At 36.9% G+C, this 19122-nt stretch carries 22 protein-coding genes and 1 tRNA gene; 7 read left to right on the forward strand and 16 right to left on the reverse strand.

Annotated elements, in window-relative coordinates; all coding sequences use genetic code 11:
* Window positions 1–73: 73 nt before the first annotated feature.
* The 14 genes from QZL88_RS02130 to QZL88_RS02195 all read right to left on the reverse strand — a co-directional run bounded on the left by QZL88_RS02130 (window position 74) and on the right by QZL88_RS02195 (window position 12813).
* Window positions 74–580 carry a hypothetical protein gene (locus QZL88_RS02130; protein ID WP_296938359.1) on the reverse strand — a complete coding sequence of 169 codons (507 nt, stop codon included), beginning with the start codon at window positions 578–580 and terminating at the stop codon, window positions 74–76.
* A gap of 228 nt (window positions 581–808) precedes the next feature.
* Window positions 809–1060, reverse strand: coding sequence for a hypothetical protein (locus QZL88_RS02135; protein ID WP_296938361.1), 252 nt, complete (start codon window positions 1058–1060; stop codon window positions 809–811).
* A 59-nt stretch (window positions 1061–1119) separates the two neighbouring features.
* Window positions 1120–6300, reverse strand: coding sequence for a tape measure protein (locus tag QZL88_RS02140; RefSeq protein WP_296938362.1), 5181 nt, complete (start codon window positions 6298–6300; stop codon window positions 1120–1122).
* A 4-nt stretch (window positions 6301–6304) separates the two neighbouring features.
* On the reverse strand, window positions 6305–6577 hold the full coding sequence (locus QZL88_RS02145) for a hypothetical protein (RefSeq protein ID WP_296938363.1): 273 nt from the start codon (window positions 6575–6577) through the stop codon (window positions 6305–6307).
* A gap of 5 nt (window positions 6578–6582) precedes the next feature.
* Complete coding sequence (locus QZL88_RS02150) at window positions 6583–7089, reverse strand: hypothetical protein (RefSeq protein ID WP_296938364.1); 507 nt, start codon at window positions 7087–7089, stop codon at window positions 6583–6585.
* 71 nt (window positions 7090–7160) lie between these two features.
* The gene (locus QZL88_RS02155; protein WP_296938365.1) at window positions 7161–7736 is read right to left on the reverse strand and encodes a hypothetical protein; all 576 of its coding nucleotides are present in this window, start codon (window positions 7734–7736) and stop codon (window positions 7161–7163) included.
* A gap of 4 nt (window positions 7737–7740) precedes the next feature.
* Complete coding sequence (locus QZL88_RS02160) at window positions 7741–8136, reverse strand: hypothetical protein (RefSeq protein WP_296938366.1); 396 nt, start codon at window positions 8134–8136, stop codon at window positions 7741–7743.
* On the reverse strand, window positions 8133–8654 hold the full coding sequence (locus QZL88_RS02165; protein WP_296938367.1) for a hypothetical protein: 522 nt from the start codon (window positions 8652–8654) through the stop codon (window positions 8133–8135). The genes QZL88_RS02160 and QZL88_RS02165 overlap by 4 nt, the downstream gene beginning before the upstream one ends.
* Window positions 8647–8997: a hypothetical protein gene (locus QZL88_RS02170; RefSeq protein WP_296938368.1), complete on the reverse strand. Its 351-nt coding sequence runs from the start codon at window positions 8995–8997 to the stop codon at window positions 8647–8649. Before QZL88_RS02170 ends, QZL88_RS02165 begins: the two co-directional genes overlap by 8 nt.
* Window positions 8981–9535: a hypothetical protein gene (locus tag QZL88_RS02175; protein WP_296938370.1), complete on the reverse strand. Its 555-nt coding sequence runs from the start codon at window positions 9533–9535 to the stop codon at window positions 8981–8983. The genes QZL88_RS02170 and QZL88_RS02175 overlap by 17 nt, the downstream gene beginning before the upstream one ends.
* A 12-nt stretch (window positions 9536–9547) precedes the next feature.
* Complete coding sequence (locus QZL88_RS02180) at window positions 9548–10762, reverse strand: major capsid protein (protein WP_296938372.1); 1215 nt, start codon at window positions 10760–10762, stop codon at window positions 9548–9550.
* 24 nt (window positions 10763–10786) lie between these two features.
* A complete protein-coding gene (locus QZL88_RS02185) occupies window positions 10787–11428 on the reverse strand; it encodes a hypothetical protein (protein WP_296938373.1) in 642 nt (213 codons plus the stop codon).
* Between the two features lie 21 nt (window positions 11429–11449).
* Window positions 11450–12121 carry a hypothetical protein gene (locus QZL88_RS02190; protein WP_296938374.1) on the reverse strand — a complete coding sequence of 224 codons (672 nt, stop codon included), beginning with the start codon at window positions 12119–12121 and terminating at the stop codon, window positions 11450–11452.
* 332 nt (window positions 12122–12453) lie between these two features.
* Window positions 12454–12813 (reverse strand): hypothetical protein, encoded by a 360-nt coding sequence (locus QZL88_RS02195; protein ID WP_296938375.1) that lies wholly within the window; start codon window positions 12811–12813, stop codon window positions 12454–12456.
* 158 nt (window positions 12814–12971) lie between these two features.
* Between QZL88_RS02195 and QZL88_RS02200 the strand changes: the two genes are divergently transcribed.
* From QZL88_RS02200 to QZL88_RS02215, 4 genes are all read left to right on the forward strand, one after another.
* Entirely contained in the window at window positions 12972–14597 is a 1626-nt protein-coding gene (locus QZL88_RS02200) for a terminase family protein (RefSeq protein ID WP_296938377.1), read from the forward strand.
* Window positions 14598–14619: 22 nt separating this feature from the next.
* Window positions 14620–16191: a phage portal protein gene (locus QZL88_RS02205; protein WP_296938378.1), complete on the forward strand. Its 1572-nt coding sequence runs from the start codon at window positions 14620–14622 to the stop codon at window positions 16189–16191.
* A gap of 64 nt (window positions 16192–16255) precedes the next feature.
* The gene (locus tag QZL88_RS02210; protein ID WP_296938379.1) at window positions 16256–17089 is read left to right on the forward strand and encodes a hypothetical protein; all 834 of its coding nucleotides are present in this window, start codon (window positions 16256–16258) and stop codon (window positions 17087–17089) included.
* A gap of 193 nt (window positions 17090–17282) precedes the next feature.
* Window positions 17283–17365: transfer RNA gene (locus QZL88_RS02215), tRNA-Ser, on the forward strand.
* A gap of 74 nt (window positions 17366–17439) precedes the next feature.
* Here QZL88_RS02215 and QZL88_RS02220 read toward each other — a convergent pair.
* Complete coding sequence (locus tag QZL88_RS02220) at window positions 17440–17958, reverse strand: hypothetical protein (protein ID WP_296938380.1); 519 nt, start codon at window positions 17956–17958, stop codon at window positions 17440–17442.
* A complete protein-coding gene (locus QZL88_RS02225) occupies window positions 17955–18137 on the reverse strand; it encodes a hypothetical protein (protein WP_296938381.1) in 183 nt (60 codons plus the stop codon). The genes QZL88_RS02220 and QZL88_RS02225 overlap by 4 nt, the downstream gene beginning before the upstream one ends.
* Window positions 18138–18276: 139 nt before the next feature.
* Between QZL88_RS02225 and QZL88_RS02230 the strand changes: the two genes are divergently transcribed.
* Genes QZL88_RS02230 through QZL88_RS02240 form a run of 3 tightly spaced genes read left to right on the forward strand, consistent with a single transcriptional unit; the run spans window position 18277 to window position 19122 of the window.
* Window positions 18277–18660: a hypothetical protein gene (locus QZL88_RS02230; RefSeq protein WP_296938382.1), complete on the forward strand. Its 384-nt coding sequence runs from the start codon at window positions 18277–18279 to the stop codon at window positions 18658–18660.
* A complete protein-coding gene (locus tag QZL88_RS02235) occupies window positions 18647–18850 on the forward strand; it encodes a hypothetical protein (RefSeq protein ID WP_296938383.1) in 204 nt (67 codons plus the stop codon). Before QZL88_RS02230 ends, QZL88_RS02235 begins: the two co-directional genes overlap by 14 nt.
* Window positions 18847–19122, forward strand: coding sequence for a hypothetical protein (locus QZL88_RS02240; RefSeq protein ID WP_296938385.1), 276 nt, complete (start codon window positions 18847–18849; stop codon window positions 19120–19122). The genes QZL88_RS02235 and QZL88_RS02240 overlap by 4 nt, the downstream gene beginning before the upstream one ends.

Consider the following 19122-nt stretch of genomic DNA (forward strand, 5'->3'; position numbering starts at 1 on the left):
GTATTTATATAAAAAGCCCGACTCGGATTTCTCCAAATCGGGCTGATTGCCTCTGTGTAGTTTTATTTCAATGTTATAGGTCTTTAAATGTTTTCTCTCGTATTAAAACATCCCCACCAGTGTATATTTTTCCATTAAATCCGTCTGTATATTTATAAACGAATACCCGTCCGTCACTCTGATTATCGACTGTTACTTTTGCGTTATTAAACACACGAATAAAAGACTTTGCGCTATCTTTTATCGTAATATGAACCTCACTGTCATGCCTCACATAAATGTCCCTAGAAACATATCCAGACAGCGTTATGTCACCTGTTGTTTTACCCAACAATATAGCAACATCAGGATTCTCTATAGATATCTTAGAATCCGTAAATATTCCGTGATTTTTGGCTACATCACCAAAGTTTGCCTTAATATATTCGGTTGAAGGATAGTCGTTTTTTATGCAAAAATCTTGACCTGTAACAAACATCTCACACATACTATCCAAGTCTGGATCTTGCCATCCGTCAGTCCACTCCTTACACAGATTAAGTTTAATGGCTTTTTGTTTTAAATCTTCGGATATGTTCATTGTGTTTTAGATTGTTTTGTGTAGTTTTGTTAAAATTTAAAACTTCAAGTATTATGAGTTTAATTGATTTATCTAGTAATTCCCATACATCTTTATTGATTGACCCAATTTTTATTAGAAAAGTGGAGAGAAAAGGGAACAAAACAATAGTCACTGTAGATGATGTTATCAATAAAGGTGAATACATTGAGTATCACATTGACCTACCCATTGAAACAGTAAAGTCTCTTATTCACAAAGCTGAGTAAAAGTTTCAACCGAAATTTGTGGCATAATGCCTGTAATTATCCAGTGATACTGTTCTTGAAATGTGCCAGATTGAAAATTACGGCTGCAAAGCATATATACCTTTTTTTTTAATTCAAGTTCCTCTATTGATTTTGAATTAATCAGCCATTTATATGTTTCGTACATTTCATGGTGGTTATGTGTCATACACCAAAGTCTTAACTCTTGTTTTTCGTTTTCTGATAAAGTCATTTTATCTTGTTTTATTTTAAATATACAAAAAACATAGGGGCTGAACAAGCCCCTACTATTTATGTATTAATTGAAGTACCGCTACCCGGAGTTGTGGCATTCCTTAGTATGGAATTTGTTTCCCGTACTGTATCTGCAATCTCCCTTGTATTATTAGCTGTAGCCAATGTATTTACCTGTATCTTAATCAACTCGGCTAACTGCAAAGCGAAAGTATTTGAATTTACCTGTGCCAATTGAACTAGCTGTAATAGAAAGACACGTTGTGCTGCAACATCTGCCCGTATAGCATTCAAATAGGATGCGACAAGGTTTCCGGTATCTTCCGTTAAGGACTGGATACCTTTAGATAACGTATCTTTTTCTGAAACATCCCCTAAATCTATTCCGACATCCTTGGCTGCCTGATTAAGAATATCCCATATATTTTTAGCATCACCTATAGAACCTTTTAAGGCTGCAAGTTGGGCTGTAAGTCCTGCTGCATCAGAGGTTGAAAACTCACCATCAGTAAATATGCCGTTTGTGCCAAACAGATACTCTCTGAGACTATTCATTGATTGTTGCAAAACATTCATGGAAATCATCTCTTTTATTACATTTCGCATCACATCAGCAACGGTATCGTCAAATGCTTTGGCTGCATCTTCCCCGGCAGAAAAAGCATCAACTAAGGCAGATGCTAATTGATCTGATACATCCTTAAGGTTAAAATCGTATAGTTCCTCAAATAAATCCTCGTAGAAAAACTTTATTTTATCCTGAGCCTCTTTAATTTGTCCTTCTAGGTCTAATACTACATTCCAGTCCGTTTTCTTCTTGTCGATTTCAGCCTGTCGTTGCTTTTCCAGTTCGGATAACTGCTTCTGCTGATTATCCAATTGCTCTTTAGCCTGATTAGCGGTAAGGCTACCAAGTTGCCTTGTAATGGTACGCCCTAAATCTTCATAAGCCTGTTGCAGTTGTTTAACCCTGAATATCGATTCTTCAATGGTCTTATTAAGTTTCTTGTCATGCCACGCATTCAAGGCTGTTAATCCGCTTGTAACTATCCCTACGGCATTAGATAATGCCCCAGCAGCATCGCCACTTTTGGCTGAGTCCCACGATGCTTTAGCTTTTGCATTCACCTCGCTCATAACACTCATTAGACCTTTTATATCACCCCAAGTACCCTTGTCCGTATCAATGCCTCTGGACTCCGCTAGTTCGGCAAACTGGTCTACTAATTGCTGGGTAGCTCGTACCGATTGGTCTATGGCAACAACAATTTTATCCACGGCTCCAATAGCCCCCTGAGCCACCCCTGCAAAGTTTTGCATATTTTGAGCTGACTTCATTACACCATCAGCACCCTGCATGTTACTTGTAGCCAAAGCCTGCGATCTCTGATCACCTACTTTTAGAGCCTCATTGTAATCTTCTTGATACCGTTTTCTATCTATTAGTGCTGACTGATAATCCGAACTTGCCTTTTCATCCATAGCACCGAATAAGCCCTCAATGCCACCAGACTGTAGTTTACCTAAGTAATCAATTCCTTTTTGAGACTTTTTGAGTTCATCGTTAATCTTTTTTATTCCCTCATAGTAATCCTGAGTGCTGATAACTCCTTTATCGAGTTGTTCCTTTAGGTTTGTTTTAATTAGATTACCTATCTGGATTGCTTTGTCTTGTGTCAGGCTGTATATAGATGTGAAGAATTTCTGATAATCAGGTGTCAGTTTTAGAAGTTCGCTACTTAGACTCGACCTGAGTCTGTCGGCTAATCCCTTATTTCCATTTTCTTCGGCTATCTTAATCTTCTCATCGTATTCGTATTGCAATGCTAATCTTTTGTCCTGATAGCTTGCAAATTCCTTTAACGATTCAGCGTATATACCTTGTCGTCTCGATACCTCGTCTTTCTCTGCTGCTTCAATTTGATTAAATATGCTTGATGTTTGTTTATTAACCAACAACTTTAGCTTATTACTATCATCTAATTTTATAAAGTCAGAAAACGAAACACCACTGGACTTCTTAAATGCGTCCTTTAGTACATCTATATACTCTTTAACCGGATTGTTTGCTCCAAAAGCAAGTTTAGCTGCCTGTCCTTTGTCCCCAGTAATTCCAAGTATCCTTTTGTAAAAGTCAAAATCAGTCTTGTAATTGGAAAGGTACTTTTCTATTCTGTCTATTTCATATTGTGCCTTTTCTGTTATTTGCTCTATCTGTATCTGACCTAATTCCTTGTTCCATGTAACACGGACATTCTTGGCGGCTGTAGTATTTCTATTCTCTACCTTTTTAAGCTGCTCACTTAAATAGTCAATATAACCCTGATCAGATAGGTCTATGTTACCAATAGATGAATATTCAGAGATACCACGAATTTTATTTATGGCTTCATCCCTAGACATCACCTTTATCAGCTTTTCGTATTCAGATTTTGCTGCTTTTACAATTTCAACTTGGCGTTTTAAGTCCTCGGTAAACTTATCTTTCTTCTCTCCTTTATCCTTTGGTTCATACAGGTCTTTTAATGTTTTACCTAATGATTTAGCGGCTGCATCTAAGTTTGTTACATCTTTTTGATCGGCAATATAGCTATCGGCTAATTGCTTAATAACTGGGGATATTTCTGCTGGAGAAGGAAATGCATTTTTATCAAAGTCGAAGCCAAACTTTATCAATATAGGCTTTGTTTTATCTATTCTTGTCTTTAGCTCTTTATACTTTTTTTCCATCTCTTCTGTGACAGAATTTATATTAGTATCTGTCTGTATGGTAATCGTATTACCTAGCTTTGACTGCAATAAATTCTGCCATTCCGATAACTGAGACTCATCATTTTCTTTCCCATCCCACTCTATACCCAACTTGAGTAATATTTGTTTCTGACTGGCTAAACCAAGATCGTCCCAAGATTTGATAATAGATCTTATAGTGTTTTCATTTTCCTTTATATCGAGATTGTTAACCTTTAGGTATCCTTTCAGGTTCTGAACAAAAGTATTTATATCCGCATCAGCTTCTGATGTTGCTTTATTTAGATTTTGATAACTATTTATCCAAGAATTAAAAGAACCTTCGTCTATCATATTGGATAAATCGAATAGGGCTATTCTCTCGTTTCCGGATGAATTAAATGCCAACTTTCTTATTTGAATTATTTTGTCAGTTACGTTTGATGAACTAGATACAATGGCATTTAGTGAGTCTAACGTACTGCTCTGTAGATCAGACATAGTTCCCGTAACATCTTTGCCTTCACTATTCCATCTGGATAAAGCTTCCTCTATCTTAGAATACCCTAAAACTAGTTTACTTGAATACAAATCAGCTTTATTTTGTGCTTCATTCAGCTCTTTAAGGGTTTCCAGTAAATTACTTGTAAATAAACCACTACCTTCGTTTGCTGCATATGTTGCAAACTTTCTTATGTTTATAGAATTATTATATTTTTCTTGTGCTATAGTTAATAAATCAAGGTTATCGGCTTGGTTCTTTATTTCTCTGGCTACCGTTGGTTCAATTTCAGAAAGCTTGTTAAGTATCTTAACTCTCTCTTTAGAAGCATTACTATTACTATCTGTGCTTTTAGCTAGCTCCTTTAAACGGTCTAAGTGAGTATTTACACTTTTACTCTCTTCATTAATTGCATGTATTGTCTTAAATAGCTGCTCTTCGAGTTCCTGTTGATGTGAAACATATGAAGCTATTAAACCTATAGCAACAGTTATTCCGGTAAGTGCCAATGCTGCTGGATTAAATGACAAAGCTGACTTTAGACCATTTAACTTCCTAGTCAATAATTCAGTCTGAGCGGCTGTTACAGCTTGTGTTTTTGATAGACTTATATTTTGTGCTGCATATGAACGCATTAGAATTATAGCCTCTCGCTTTACAGCCAAGTTTGTCTTTTCTATAACACTTACAGCTATCAACGTAGCCCTATAAACACCATAAGCTGCAACAATGGTTTTTATGATATTAAGATAATCTCTCCAATTATCCATTATGCCTACAAGAGCATCAACGGCACCCTTAAGGGTTTCACTATTTGCCGATCCGATGCTATCCAACATAATATCATAAGCATCTCTTAGATTGGATATCTTACCTGCCAATGAGGTTGCTTGTATCTCCTGCATCTGATAAAACTTGCCGCCTTCCGATGTAAGGTCAGTAAATATGTCTTTTATCATAGCAAATGGAACTTCCCTGTTAGATATCTTATCAAACACGTCTCCGGCAGAAACTACACGCCCCTCTAGCTCCCCAAATTTCTTAGCTAATTCATCTACCAATGGGATACCAGCCTCTGTAAATTGCCGCAGCTCCTGACCTCTAAGCACTGACGCAGACCTAACCTGACCATATGCAAGTATTATTCGATTCATGTCAACACCAAGACCAGCAGAAATATCAGCCAAGCGAGTCATTGTATCGAATATCTCATTTGTAGGTATCGAGAAAGCAGACAGCTGTTTTGCGTAATCAGTCAACTCCTTAAAGTTGAATGGAGAATATACAGCAAGGTCTTTTATCTGATTAAATATCTTATTGGCAGATGCACTATCTTGCATTATGGCTCGTAATGATAATCTCTGCTTTTCAAACTCACCACTTACCATCGCAAGTTCTTTTACAAACGCCCCTGCTTGATATATGGAAAAGTAGATACCCATAGCACTAGACAGTTGTTGCAATATATTTTTTTGGCTGAACATGGTCTTATTGGTCAGTCCATATGCAACTGCCAAGTCTTTTTGTCCCTGAACTCCAATGAGGGCGTTCCTTTTTTGCAATCCAGCAAGCCTTTCTTCATCATATATGGCTTTTCTCCTTGCCTCTTCTTGCTTTACTAGTGTATTAGCTTTTATATTCTCCGATTTAGCTACCGCAATTGCTGTATTAGCCAACTCTGTATTCCTTTTCTGGTCTATAAGTAACCCTGACTTTTTTGCATTTGTAGCTTTCTCTATTGCCTCTGTTGCTTTGTTTTCGGCGGCAACTGTATTATGAACGGATTGTGTTACTTTATTCTGAGACACAGCTAACTTATCGGCGGCTATCTGGGCTTTTTGTATGTCGGTAGATAACGGACTTCCTCCTACATTCAGTTTTATATTTTTAAATATCTGTTCTATTGAAACTGCCTCTTTTTTAGCCTGTTCCAACTTCTTCATTAGTTCTTTATTATCCCCGTCTATGCCAAAATTTAAGAATCCTATTGTAGTCCCTTTTGCCATCGTATTATGTGTTAGGTATGTTTGTGGTTAGGTCAGAAAGATTTATTTTCTTCCATTCTCTGTTTTTACGCCTTTCAAGTGACTCCTTCAAAGCCTCTTCGTTTTTCTTTATAGCTTCGTAGTCAACCTGATTACTATTTGCCTTAGCCTTTTTTTTATCTTTTTCTATGTATTCTACACGTGGAAGGTCTAGCGACATTATTTCTATTTTCGCAATAGATAGTTTGAAGCGATATACATATTCAGGAATGGTTATTAAGCCAAACAGTAAGATCAAAGGTTTTAAAGCCCATCCATGTTTTTCTCCAAAGGCAGATTTAACGCCGAGGAAAGTTCTGCTTGGAATTGGTCGGCTTCCTCCTTCGTCAGTGTCGGATTGGTTATCTTCATGTGAGACACCAATGTTAAACCGAGATATAACTTTACTTGCGGAACTTTTTTTTTTGCTTTTTCAATGATTGGTAATAGTTGATCAAAGGAATATCCTTTTATATAGTAGAAATATCTCCACACTAACCAATGAAAGAAGAATATACTAACCCCATTTAGAATAATGTAAGATGCCGCCTTCGACAATATTTTGGCTCGTCCTTTCACATTTTTATCTGTTTCGGTATTTGTAGCCTCAATTCCAGAGTTTAATTCCAATAGAGACAACTTCTCTGTGGTGAATGGACGTATCCATCCAACCTTATATCTATCTTTTGTTCGGGGTATCTCTATTACATCCTTACCATTAGAATTTATTGATAGTAATTCTTTTTGAGCTTGTGTATCAGGTTTGTTCATATAAATAAAAATTAAAGGGGATAGGGTAATTCGACCCGATCCCCTTTGTGGTTTTGTAAAGTGTGTTTGTGTTAAGCTTTTTTCAGAACTACAAATGAACCGACACCATCTGTACGAGGTTTAAGAACAGTTCCTGTAAAGTTCAGTGTAAACAGGTTAGTTTGAACGCTGTCATGATTCATAGCCACTGTCATACGAACGTGAGTGAATACCAATGCGGTTTTCTTAGATTGGGATTCTACTAGCATTGTCACATTTACTTCTTTCGGTTCGTGGTAATATGCTTTTGCTTCCGTGTATTTAGTCACACCATCATCACTAGTTATTCCAGTAGTTAATGTTGGCTGAACGGATGCTGCCGGATAGAAGTAATCAAATAACTCAATTGCAGAAGATGGTATTGAACCTGAGATGTTAAATTCACCCGTCTCTATGGCTGTATCAATCGTTTCGTCATATTGATCTATTTTTATATCCGTTCTTGTTGGTTCTGCCTGAGCAATAGCAAAGGTATCTTTTGAAGTAAACAGTTTATCTGCATCAGCAAATGTAGTATCAGAAAGGGTGTCTGTTTGAGTTACAACCTTAATACACGCTTGACCTTTTTCTAGGTCGTTTAATATTGCACGGGTTAATGTTGCCGCCATAGTATTAAATAGTTTTGATTATTGTGTTTATGTTTATTGCTTGTACATGAAAACCCTCATTATCATTACCTAGTGGTATGATTGTCGGGTATATGTCAAATAAGTATGTATCGTTTTGTATCGGAAAGATGTTGCATAGCTTAGTATACATCAGCGAGAATTTGGTCGAGTTTTTTAACCCATTTGCATCGTTCTTTACAAACATTTCAATTCGGGAAGTACATCTGCCATAAGCAGCTAGATCGGTAAGTGATGTTGGTACTGATACCACAACAAAGTCGGTCATGCCCTTTGCAATACTTGGTCTTTGACCTTTATATACCTTTGTTGATACCCCACCAGCAAGAACCACATCAGCTAATGTTTCTTCAATTTTCTGTATGTCGTAGTTTAGATTCATTTGATAGGTTTAAAACTGCTTATAAATACACTTTTCGAGTATTCAAATCCTTCAGTTAGCACATTAAGGTCACGGACATTTTCTAGGTAAGCTGAGTATTCTGTTCCTGTGGTGAATATGATAGAATATCTACCTTTCGGCTTGTATGTTTGTAGAAACAATGATGCGCTGTTTACGCCATAGTCGCCATCTGTATCTATATTCGCCTGAAAGTATGCTCTATTATTACCATCATAATCCACAAAGTCACGGACTATCTCATCTTTCTTTAGCTTTCTTCTGATTGCAGGTTTACCATCAAAATAATTCAGCAATTGAAGGATACCATTCAGATATATACCATAAGAATAAGAGGTCAGCGTATTCCCTGTTAGGTTTCTAAATTCAGCTTGTTCAGGTAAAACTCTATTCACCATCGCATCGCCAAACTGTTCCAGATTAGTTAACACAACTCGGTTAACCTCTTTCTCAATATTAGACATACAAGCCTCGAATTGTTGTGAGATATTTTTAGCCATTGCCGCCTGATTCGAACCAAATGTTAGTACCGAAGTTGAATGTTTTATGATCCTCTATAAGTCCTACAATGACTTCCCCCGTGTAACTATGAGTAAATCGCACAGTATCACGCTTTTCTAAACGGAAAGAGGTTCTAGGTAGGGCTAGTTTATAGTCAGAGTTAAGTACTTTAGCATTTACATCAACTCCTCTTACCATGTCTCTAAGTCCACATTCAGATTCGAATACTTTGTTTAGTATCTCATCCCCATTCTCGTCTTTGATTGATTCTCCATATTGGTCATATTCTACTCTGAGAATTTCGACTTTATGCGGAAAACGTGGGTTATCTATAGAATCCATTCCAACTAAATACTCTTATATTAGCACTAGATTTTCTGCTGTCATTGTACTTGATGTAAATATCATTGGCCATCTGCTCGTAACGTTTTTTATCGGTAGCGGTCAGTGTTTTACTAGCTTCTGTTTGAGACCAACCTCCATCAGACTGTTTTGCCCCTGTATAACTTGAGGGGTTTGTTGAAGCCCACATCAACAGGTCAGCATAAAGCAGGTCTAGTTGTTTTTGAGTTAGGTCATTTATATCAGAGTTAAAGTCCACATTACGATAAATAAGCATTGAAGTTAGAGCCGCATTTGTTACATCAAATCCGACAAGTCCCTTTAAGTAGTTTTCAATCGGAATATAAAAGACGGAATACACAACTAAATCACTACCATCATATTCGAATGTATATGGGTTGTCTGAATATTCATTATCTCCTATCTCGAAGTATTTAAATAGCCATGATTCTTCGGGTGTGGCTGTTAAGGTAGCGGAGTTTACCTCCACTACCTTTTCAACCGTACCTTTACCTTTTATATTGATTGTTAGTGCCATTTATGTTTATTATTATGGTTGTATTGTTGCTACATCCATGTACAAGAAGAAATCTATATTTCGAGGTACAGGGATGCCAGTAGACTCAGCTACAAAGTGCATTGCCTTACGCATAGAATAAGTCTCTTGTTGTACTCCGATACGACCTCCATCAGCCAAATACATAGGATTGACATTTGTGGCAAAAATAGTTGTAGGTGATTGCCATTGAAGTTCTCCGACTGTACCTATAGGACGCAACAATACAGTCCCGTCATTGAAACCTTGACGTAAAGACTTTGTCCTCTTTTGTGTCTTTGTATCAAGGGTCTGAACCACTCCATTCCAATCTTCAATAGAAATTCTAGGCAAACGAAGTTCTGTTTCCAGGTAGGAGTTTATTTGACTTTCAGTTACATTTATCTTCAAAAGATTGTCAGTAGCCGCTAAGTAGCCGCTTCGCCAAAGAGCTACAGCCTCTATAACTTTCGGATGAGAAACAAAGGTGTTAAAGGTATCTTCACTCATGCGGAAGACAGGGATAGCAGGATTTCCAAGTTCATTCTTGTAAGTCCAATACATATCTTGCAAGTCTCCAATTGGATTCGCATCTGGATCAGACCAAGATTTCTTTACTCCTTTTGGACTTTTCGGATTGCCAAAATACCCTGAAAGGCGTCTATTTTTATCAGATTGTCCTTCTAAGAAGTTAAATTGTAAACCTATAACACCACCATTGTTATTATCTTTCGAGGTAATATACTTACCTGTACTTTCGATCTGTAAAGCGGTGTAGCTCCGTTGCATATGAATACCAGCGATAAGATCTGTGGAATCCTTAAGGAAAGATGAATACATCTTAGCCCATTCAGGAATACCTTGTTGACGAATTATCTTTTGCCCGTCTCGAAAACTCTTTTCATTGAAGTTCACTCCCAGACGCATACGTGGCATATCTTTTGACTGAACTTTAAAGCCGTCATTGGCAATCAATTGTCCTTCGGAATCAAAAGAAACATAGTTAGCCATTACTGGACGAGTACTTATTCCTGTGAACTGCACATACTCGCCACTTTCATTTTCTTCTCCGGCAGGGAACAGCTCAGACCATTTTGCATTTGGAAAAGTATTCTCATTAAACTCATCTCTGAAAAAAGCAGATACATCGGCATAGCCAGCCTGCATTACTGCACCTGTCAGAAATTGGTAAAACTGAGATTCATTTGTTAATTGTGGTAAAAAAGCCATTATTAGTTTGTGTTTAGGTTAAACTTATTCTTCTGGAAACCAAGCAAATTCAACTCTTGCTTTTTCCACTATGTAATCTTTTATAGCGTCAGGCAAAGCAGGTATTGTATTCTCATACAAATATTTCTCACCACGAGGAATGCCGACAGTATTTTGATCACCGCCTACCGTATCATCTTTAGTGAAGTTATTTGGTATGGCATACATACCCACGGCTGCACCAGCACCAGCAGCTTCAACTAAATAATCAGTATCAGAAACAGTATCAATATCAGCAGTTACGACAGTTATTTTATACTCACTATCCGTACTTTCATCGACAGATGTAATCGTTACTCCTAAACCTGTACCATTGATATCAGAAGGTGCTACCATCAAATTCATTCCGGCATAGAGCTGTGGAGTACGTGCTGTTCTTAACAGTGTGATAATGGAGTTTGTACCACTCGCCGTTACATCTGTTACTTTAAAACATTTTAGAATCTTCGCCTCAAACGTTCTATGGTTATACTCAACTGGCGATCCACTTGCTAATACTTCATCCTTGCGGAGATTATTCAGCAACATTCCACCACTAACCACATCTTTAGGTATTTCAACCCATACAGGAATACCACCGCCTACCTGATCAGAGGCAGATATGTATCCGTTCCATAATTGTGCCATTTGTGTTTTTGTGTATTAAGTTTATACTCTCATTCTTTTTCTTTCTTCCGCCATAAGTTCTTTTCTTCGCTTTACATCAGGGCTTACAGATATAGGAGCAGAAGAATTATGCGCACCGAAAGCAGGATTATACCCTTCGCCATACACATCCGATAATGTCTCATTGTATAACTCTTTGGCTTTTTTAACCACACTATCAAGTGGCTCATCAGCATCGACTTTCAGCAAGCCGAATGTGATTTTGAGAATCTTTTCATTATCAGCACCATCTTTTTGAATTGCTGATTTTGCATCAGAAAGCGTTTTGTCAAGTTTTGCCGTTTTAGCCTCATTGGATTTTTCCTGTTCGATCTTATCAACCTTACCCAGCAAAGACTTAGCCCATTCTGGCATATCGTCTGGTTGTGGTTCGGCTTTAGTTTCAACTGGCTTCGGCGGCTGTGGATTGACTGGTGTTTCAGGTTTATAAGTCTTTTTGAACTCATTGACCCTACCTGCAACATCGTAATTCAATTGACCGTTCAAAGATTTTAGTGAAGTGGCGTGTTTAGCCAGATAATCTGAAATCTTATCTTCCTCAATTGGGAGGAACGGAACTACTGAATTGTCGATGTAATCATTCCACGTTCTTTCGGATAGGCTGTTTTCTCCAACTAATCCTTTTAATTCATCAGAAAGTTTTTCTTTCTCCATTTTAGTTTTATAAAAGTTTGTGTTAATAAAAAAAAAGCCCGACATGCGGACTGTTTTATCAGTTACGCAAATCGGACTTTATAGTCTCTAAATAATAAATATTACTATTCTATATTTCTACCTTCTCAATACTACCACAACGCCTACATTTTATTTCTGCAATAGAACCTTTAGATTCGATAACCTCTAAGAGTTTTTGTCCGCAATGGGGGCACTTTATCCAGTTCTTTTCAGTGTAGGAGTAAACTATCTCAGCTTTCCCCGTTGATGTAGTATTAAATCTGTTTCTCATTCGTTATTTTCACTTATCATAAATATAAGCAAATATATTTTCACTCGCAAGTGGCATTTTTTATTATACCCAATTCCATTAATTCAGAATAATCGGTCGTTATATTTTCTTTTAATAATTCCCATCCAAATAACTTTATGCCATAGTAAGCGTCAGAATAATCATACTCATCATCAAACATCTCACCTTTGATTGAGATAATTTTGTTTTTGAAATCAACACCGTAATCGGTTTCATAATCTCCCCATCCATTAAATAAGTGATCACTTTGTGTGATTTTTGGTTCGCTCTTTATCCATTCATATACTTGCTCATCGTTTTCTGCCAATAAAAGACATTTAATACCAACCTCAGTATCTTTTGGGGCTGTGTGTGAAAATAAAATCTTGTATAGATTCATATCTTAATAGTTTGATTTACAATAAATATAAGTATTAATTATTAGTAATACAAGCCATTGTGAATTACGCTAATTTTAGCTATATTTATAGATAACACAAACTTAATTAGAGGCACAATAGCCCAATGTATCGAAAGGTATGTTGGGCTTTTTTGTTTATGGCAGATAAAGCAGAAATAAAAGATACTTCATGTTTCGATCCTGTATTCCTTGATTTAGGCATAGAGGTTTATACGTATGAGTATATCGAAAAGCTAAGAAAAGAAGAAAACTCAAATAACATCATTGCTCAGAAAGGTAGTCAAGAGGTTTTTTTATCATGTGACGCAGATATTTGCATATTTGGAGGAAAACGGGGAGGGTCAAAAACGTACTCACTTCTCTTAGAAGCTCTCAATGATGTGAAAAATCCATATTTCTATGCCTCGCTTCTTCGTAAGGAAAAAGAGGATTCAAGAAAGACTGGTGGTATCATAGATGTGTCCGATCAGGTATATGGTCAATTTGGAACATATAACCGAGCGCAACAAGATATGACTTGGAACTTCCACACAGGAGGTAAGTTAAAATTTGACTACTATTCAGACTCATTTGAGGATTTCAAAAAGCGTTTTCAGGGACTTGCTATGTCAATGATTGGTGTAGACGAGATAACTCACATGGCTTATGAGTACTTCAAATATCTGCTGACATCTAACCGTAACGCACACAATATAAAGAACCGTTTTCGTGGAACATGTAACCCTGACCCAGATTCGTGGGTAGCTACATTCATTGATTGGTGGATTGGAGAAGATGGTACACCGATCCCTGAGCGTAATGGAGTGGTGCGGTATTGCTTTATGTATGGCGAAACGGTTGCGGAAATATATTGGGGTGATTCTAAACAAGAAGTTTACGAGCAAGCTAAGGACAGAATAGACCGATTGTGGCGCAAAGAGTATGAGCAATTCGGCACAAAAGAAGATATGTTTATCAAGTCGGTCACATTTATTGAGGGTAAACTTGAGGAGAACATAAAGTTGATGAAGTCCGACCCAAACTACCTTGCCAATCTTGCAAACCAAAGCGAGGAACAGGTTGCTCGTGACCTAGATGGAAACTGGAAATTCAAGACTGCTGGAGTAGGTTTAATCACGTATGAAGATATGGATAGGATGTTTCACAATGCCTATCAGAATCAGGGATTACGGTGCATTACCTGTGACGTAGCCTTTGATGGTGGCGATAAGTGTGTCATGTGGTATTGGGAGGGGTTTCATGCTAAAGACATTCGAGTTATAGGTGTGGATTCAAAAAAGACTGTCGATTACGCTAAAGAGTTTATGCAGCTTCACAATGTACTTGAAGAAAATTTCTGTTATGACCTGAATGGGTTAGGGCAAATATTTAAAGGATTCTTCCCGAAAGCCAGACCATTCAATAATAAAGAAATGCCGACAAATGGTGATAGGACGATGTTTGAGAATCTTAAGGCTGAGTGTGCCTATTTATGTGTTCAGAGGATTAAGGCAGCAGGATATAGCATAGAGGCTTTTCTGCAAGGACGAAAATTCTCAGGTAAAAATTATAAAAGCGTAACCCTTCAAAATATACTTCTTACTGAGCGTAAAGCTATGGCTCAGGATGACAAAGACACAGATAAAAACTGGAAACTTATTTCTAAACCTGAAATGAAAAAACTGATCGGGAGGTCGCCAGACTTTTTCGAATCTTTTTTTATGCGTGAATATTTCGAAATAGCTAAAAAGAAAGTTGCTCGCACAGGGCTTTGGATGCTTTAACACAAACTAATACTACAAATATATGCCAATTACAGTAGATCAAATAGCAGGAACACGGGAGAGATTCTTTCGGATGTTGCCTAACAGGGGATTTGCAAATATAAATTCATTTAGAATAGAAGTATTCCAATCTGAGTTCATATCTGAATTAGATCCCAACGGACATAAGATAAATGACCCGTCATATTATGAAAATCCTATAAAGAAAAAGCCATTAGTAGATGAGCAAGGTAATGCAACAGGGAAATTTCAATACATAGAGACACAATTACAACGTGTAGCTATTCCAATGCAAAAAGTCATTCTTGAGAAGCACCTGACTCACCTTTGCGGAGAAGAACTTAAATTCACACTGAATAAACTAAATCCTACCGAAGCTGAATCGAATGAATTTATCGAGTTAAAGCAAGGGTGGAAAAACAAGAATATGGAGACAGGAAAGTACGAGTTCTGTCACTCCGTAAAATCTACTGGCGATGGGGCTTTTTGTGCCGTCCTAAACAATAGAGAACTGTCGTATAGGGTGTTTTCAGTTGCCAAAGGAGACACATTGAATCCTATTCGGGATTTTAGTGGTAATCTCAGAATATTTGGGCGACAATTTGCGGCTTATGACTACGATCGTAACGAGTATGTTCCATATATGGAGGTATGGGATGATAAAAACTATACGCTTCTGTCTTATGATACGGATGTTAATGGAAATTACCTTGTTTGGGACTCTGAGACGTTTTTACCAAGAGCTGCACGAGAAAATGAAGTAGATGGGTGGAAAGTTGTAAAGAATCCTACGCCTCATGGTTTTAAGAAGATACCGATTGTCTATCTAAAAGATGACAATGGTGCTTGTTGGTCAACTGTTCAAGACTTGATTGACAAACTAGAAATGGCTTTATCTCAGCTATACGAGAATAATAAACACTATGCTTTTCGTATCATGGTTGTCAAGGGGGGACTTGAAATACAAGGCGATTTAAACGGAAATGCCAATGTAATAGCATTTGAGGACACAAATGGCGATGCAAGTGTTATAGAAGGTGCAGATGCTTCAAGTTCATTCAAACTGCAATTAGAGCAGACATTGAAATATATTCTTATGGGTAGCTTTACAGTATTACCTCCCGAAAATCCGAGTGGAGATTTACCCGGTGTTACAATCAAGATTATGTACTCTCCTGCAATAGAACAAGGACTTAATGATATAAACTTTTACAATAAATCAATAGACCGCATATTTGAATTATTCAAAGAGGGATATGGTATTGAAAGAAGAAAAACAATTCAATATAATGGTTTAGATGTACGTGCAGACATGAGAGTGTATATTCATCAAAACGAAAGTGAAAATACAAATAACATGGTACTCTTAGGTCAGGCTGGAATTGTTTCCAAAGAAACACTTCGTGAACAAACGCCTTATGCTGCTCCAGACGAAAACGTGCGAATGGAACGTCAGGAAGATCACGAATTAGACTTACAGCGTAAAGAATTGATGAATGATGTCAGTACTACTCAAACTACAACTTCTGAATCTGAAAATGACGGCATGAACGAAACAAATTTGGAACGAGAATTAGTAGCACAAGGTAGCTAACAAACAGATATAGAATAGCCGCTTATCACTTGCTTGGTAGGCGGCTTTTGCTTATATTTAATCAATGACCGAATCACAAAAAATATCCGAAGCTAAGAAATATATATCGCAAGTAGTCGATCAGATGATACTCGCCGATTCCGATTTGAGACGCATAATCAAACGTGATATTGGCGAACTTATTGACGAGTGTTTAGCCTATTCAAACTTAGGTAAAGCGTTTCAGTTCAGTGCCAATCCACAACTAGAAAAAGCAGTCAACGACATATTGGATAAGCTCAGAACAGACCTATTCAATATAATATATATCCGTGCAGAGAATGTAGATAAAATAGCACATAAGAAAGAGGACAAGAATAGAGATAATAATTCTTTACTACTTGCTTTTCTAACAGCCGAAATAGCTAATAAAACGCTCGAAATGCGTATAGCTGATTATGTAAGTCAAATGCGTAGTGAAGTAGAAGCGTTTGTAGCGGCTGGAATATTTAAAGGACTTAATAAAGATCAGATACTTAATGCTTATTTAGCCAATATTCAAAAACCATATTTATCACCAATATTATTAGAAGCATTCCGGGAAGGTGGATTTAAAGCGGAACGTATAGTTTCAAAGGGTATCACTTTCGGAACGGGTAAATATGTAGCAGCCTTTAACAATCTGAAACGCTTAGAACAAGATACGATATTTAGAGCATATTCTCATATTGAGCATTCTATTTGGTCTCTTGACAATAGCTATATTGGCTGGATGACCTACAGAAATAGTGGGTATGATTGCCCTAATTATTGCCAACCTCAGGTCGGAGTGTTTCATCCTAAAACTGAGTTCTTCTGGGGGTGGCATAGTGGATGTGTTTGCTTATGTATTCCTATCTACAAAAACGACATTGTGTAAGTCAAATCAGAGTGGTATATTTATATATGGAAAGTGAAACATCAAGGTTTTGTAGCTCCCTGCTAAGGATGCTGTTCTGGTAAAACGGGATGGGTTTCGAATACTCCGCTTTCCGCACTGTAGTAAAACAAACTGATACGTACAGTTGCTCCACAACGTTTACTCTGAGAGAGGTTTTATTTGTGGTTTGCTTGGAATAATGGCAGAACGGTTATTGCAGCAGTCTTGAAAACTGTCGTCTTTCGGGGCATGTGGGTTCGAATCCTACTTATTCCGCTTTCATATCTTTGTTATAAGATTTTCAAGTTTGACTAATTCAGTCTGAGTCGTGAGATTCGGACTGTTTTGTTTTATATCTTGTGGCATGCATAATGAGCCATCAACAGTGAATCGACCAATCCTTCATCAAAATTCTTAGCTCTATCTGATTTCCTCAAATCTTCATTCGGATATAAGTAGACTGCTGCTTTTAGCGATGTAGCCTTTGTATCTGTTATGCTTCGGTCTTTTTCTGACTTCTTTTCCTTTAATACTTTTTCCACTCCACTCCAAGAAAATGCTTGCCATTCCTTTGGAGTAACCAATGTGAACGGTATTTTGTTTGCTATCAATAAGCCTATCCACACACCTTTATTCTCCATTAGACTAGCATTAGCAGCAGCAGATACCCCACCCAAAGAATGAACGTCCTCTAATAATACCATAACATCGTCTTTGCCAACATAGGCAGAAATCAGTTCGTTCATGCTCGGTATATCATACTCATTGCCGATAAGAGGTGTTGGTACTTTCTTCGTAACTACGCCATCTGTAATTTCGACTAATGCACCTTTCTTACCGGGATCTATTCCTACTCGTATTTTGCTCATTTATTAATGCTTATATCCACATAAACAGACCACATTTTCATAGGATCTTTCTTTGGAAATTTATCTTCATATCTAACAAAACGAATGTCCTCAACTTTTACGCCAGTTTCCTTTTGGAAACATTCCACCGACTCAACAATAGTTCTTATTAGAGCTTCTTTTCTTTGTTCTACAGTCATAATAATATTTGTTTATACACCTCAATTTACTCACAAAAACTCACTTTCGCAACCCACTATTTTTACTTATATTTATTTGAAAGATAATTATATAGATATAATAATTTCAAGTAATAATTAACCAATCAAATTATACAAAATGGGTAATAAACCGAGTAAATTAAAAAAGTCCGATAAGAGGATAGGTAACTTCATTGTATCTAGGTACGGAAATGAGTTACAGTACATCAAAATAAGTGCATCCGCAGGACATTGGAGCGAGACGTTTCGTAGCGACAATCAATTTTATAAACTATTAGATGATCTATTAAAGGTTACCGATGAGCATTCAGACAAATACCTACATTCTCTAATAATTACGCACATGATTGTCTGCAACGGTTTAAAGGACTGGAAATTTATGGAGGATGTATTTGAAGCACATAAGAGCATGATGGAACGCCTTAAACCGATTGACGAAGTTTCGGAAGAAGAAAATAAAAAGATTATTAACGAAGAAAAAGAAAAACATGAAAGCAAGTGAGGCAAAGAATATAATGTTAAATGAAGGATTTGATTATTTAATTGATGAAATAAAGGATGCGGCAAAAAGAGGAAAAGTTCAAATAAGCATGTATGACATGCCTATTGAATACAATAATAAATTAACAGAATTAGGTTATAAAATTATTCAGCAACCTACACATATAACAATTAGTTGGAATAAAATATGAAACTAGAAACTAAATACAACATAGGTGACTTCGTTTGGGTAATAAATGGAAGAACAGGTCAGATAGTTCAACGTGAAGTAATGGGTATAAGGTTACAATTTATTAATAGTGAGCAGAAAAATAGCTATTCATTCGTTAAAGATAGATTTAATCCAAACAGCGGATATCACGACTTTTTAGGTTATGATCCAGTAACCGAGCAAGAAAAATACTTCTGGTTATACGAAGATATTTGCTACGGATCAAAACAAGAATTAATTAACAGTTTGTAA

Origin of the sequence: uncultured Dysgonomonas sp., assembly GCF_900079725.1 — a bacterium.
In the GTDB taxonomy this organism is placed as follows: domain Bacteria; phylum Bacteroidota; class Bacteroidia; order Bacteroidales; family Dysgonomonadaceae; genus Dysgonomonas.

Bases quoted from the DNA above. Each gene is read 5' to 3' on its own strand.
- QZL88_RS02135 (WP_296938361.1), bottom strand. From the start codon at position 1,060: ATGACTTTATCAGAAAACGAAAAACAAGAGTTAAGACTTTGGTGTATG.
- QZL88_RS02220 (WP_296938380.1), bottom strand. From the start codon at position 17,958: ATGAGCAAAATACGAGTAGGAATAGATCCCGGTAAGAAAGGTGCATTA.
- QZL88_RS02190 (WP_296938374.1), bottom strand. From the start codon at position 12,121: ATGGAGAAAGAAAAACTTTCTGATGAATTAAAAGGATTAGTTGGAGAA.
- QZL88_RS02160 (WP_296938366.1), bottom strand. From the start codon at position 8,136: ATGAATCTAAACTACGACATACAGAAAATTGAAGAAACATTAGCTGAT.
- QZL88_RS02165 (WP_296938367.1), bottom strand. From the start codon at position 8,654: ATGGCTAAAAATATCTCACAACAATTCGAGGCTTGTATGTCTAATATT.
- QZL88_RS02185 (WP_296938373.1), bottom strand. From the start codon at position 11,428: ATGGCACAATTATGGAACGGATACATATCTGCCTCTGATCAGGTAGGC.
- QZL88_RS02225 (WP_296938381.1), bottom strand. From the start codon at position 18,137: ATGACTGTAGAACAAAGAAAAGAAGCTCTAATAAGAACTATTGTTGAG.
- QZL88_RS02205 (WP_296938378.1), top strand. From the start codon at position 14,620: ATGCCAATTACAGTAGATCAAATAGCAGGAACACGGGAGAGATTCTTT.
- QZL88_RS02140 (WP_296938362.1), bottom strand. From the start codon at position 6,300: ATGGCAAAAGGGACTACAATAGGATTCTTAAATTTTGGCATAGACGGG.
- QZL88_RS02170 (WP_296938368.1), bottom strand. From the start codon at position 8,997: ATGGATTCTATAGATAACCCACGTTTTCCGCATAAAGTCGAAATTCTC.
- QZL88_RS02195 (WP_296938375.1), bottom strand. From the start codon at position 12,813: ATGAATCTATACAAGATTTTATTTTCACACACAGCCCCAAAAGATACT.
- QZL88_RS02240 (WP_296938385.1), top strand. From the start codon at position 18,847: ATGAAACTAGAAACTAAATACAACATAGGTGACTTCGTTTGGGTAATA.
- QZL88_RS02150 (WP_296938364.1), bottom strand. From the start codon at position 7,089: ATGAACAAACCTGATACACAAGCTCAAAAAGAATTACTATCAATAAAT.
- QZL88_RS02210 (WP_296938379.1), top strand. From the start codon at position 16,256: ATGACCGAATCACAAAAAATATCCGAAGCTAAGAAATATATATCGCAA.
- QZL88_RS02130 (WP_296938359.1), bottom strand. From the start codon at position 580: ATGAACATATCCGAAGATTTAAAACAAAAAGCCATTAAACTTAATCTG.
- QZL88_RS02235 (WP_296938383.1), top strand. From the start codon at position 18,647: ATGAAAGCAAGTGAGGCAAAGAATATAATGTTAAATGAAGGATTTGAT.
- QZL88_RS02180 (WP_296938372.1), bottom strand. From the start codon at position 10,762: ATGGCTTTTTTACCACAATTAACAAATGAATCTCAGTTTTACCAATTT.
- QZL88_RS02175 (WP_296938370.1), bottom strand. From the start codon at position 9,535: ATGGCACTAACAATCAATATAAAAGGTAAAGGTACGGTTGAAAAGGTA.
- QZL88_RS02155 (WP_296938365.1), bottom strand. From the start codon at position 7,736: ATGGCGGCAACATTAACCCGTGCAATATTAAACGACCTAGAAAAAGGT.
- QZL88_RS02200 (WP_296938377.1), top strand. From the start codon at position 12,972: ATGGCAGATAAAGCAGAAATAAAAGATACTTCATGTTTCGATCCTGTA.
- QZL88_RS02230 (WP_296938382.1), top strand. From the start codon at position 18,277: ATGGGTAATAAACCGAGTAAATTAAAAAAGTCCGATAAGAGGATAGGT.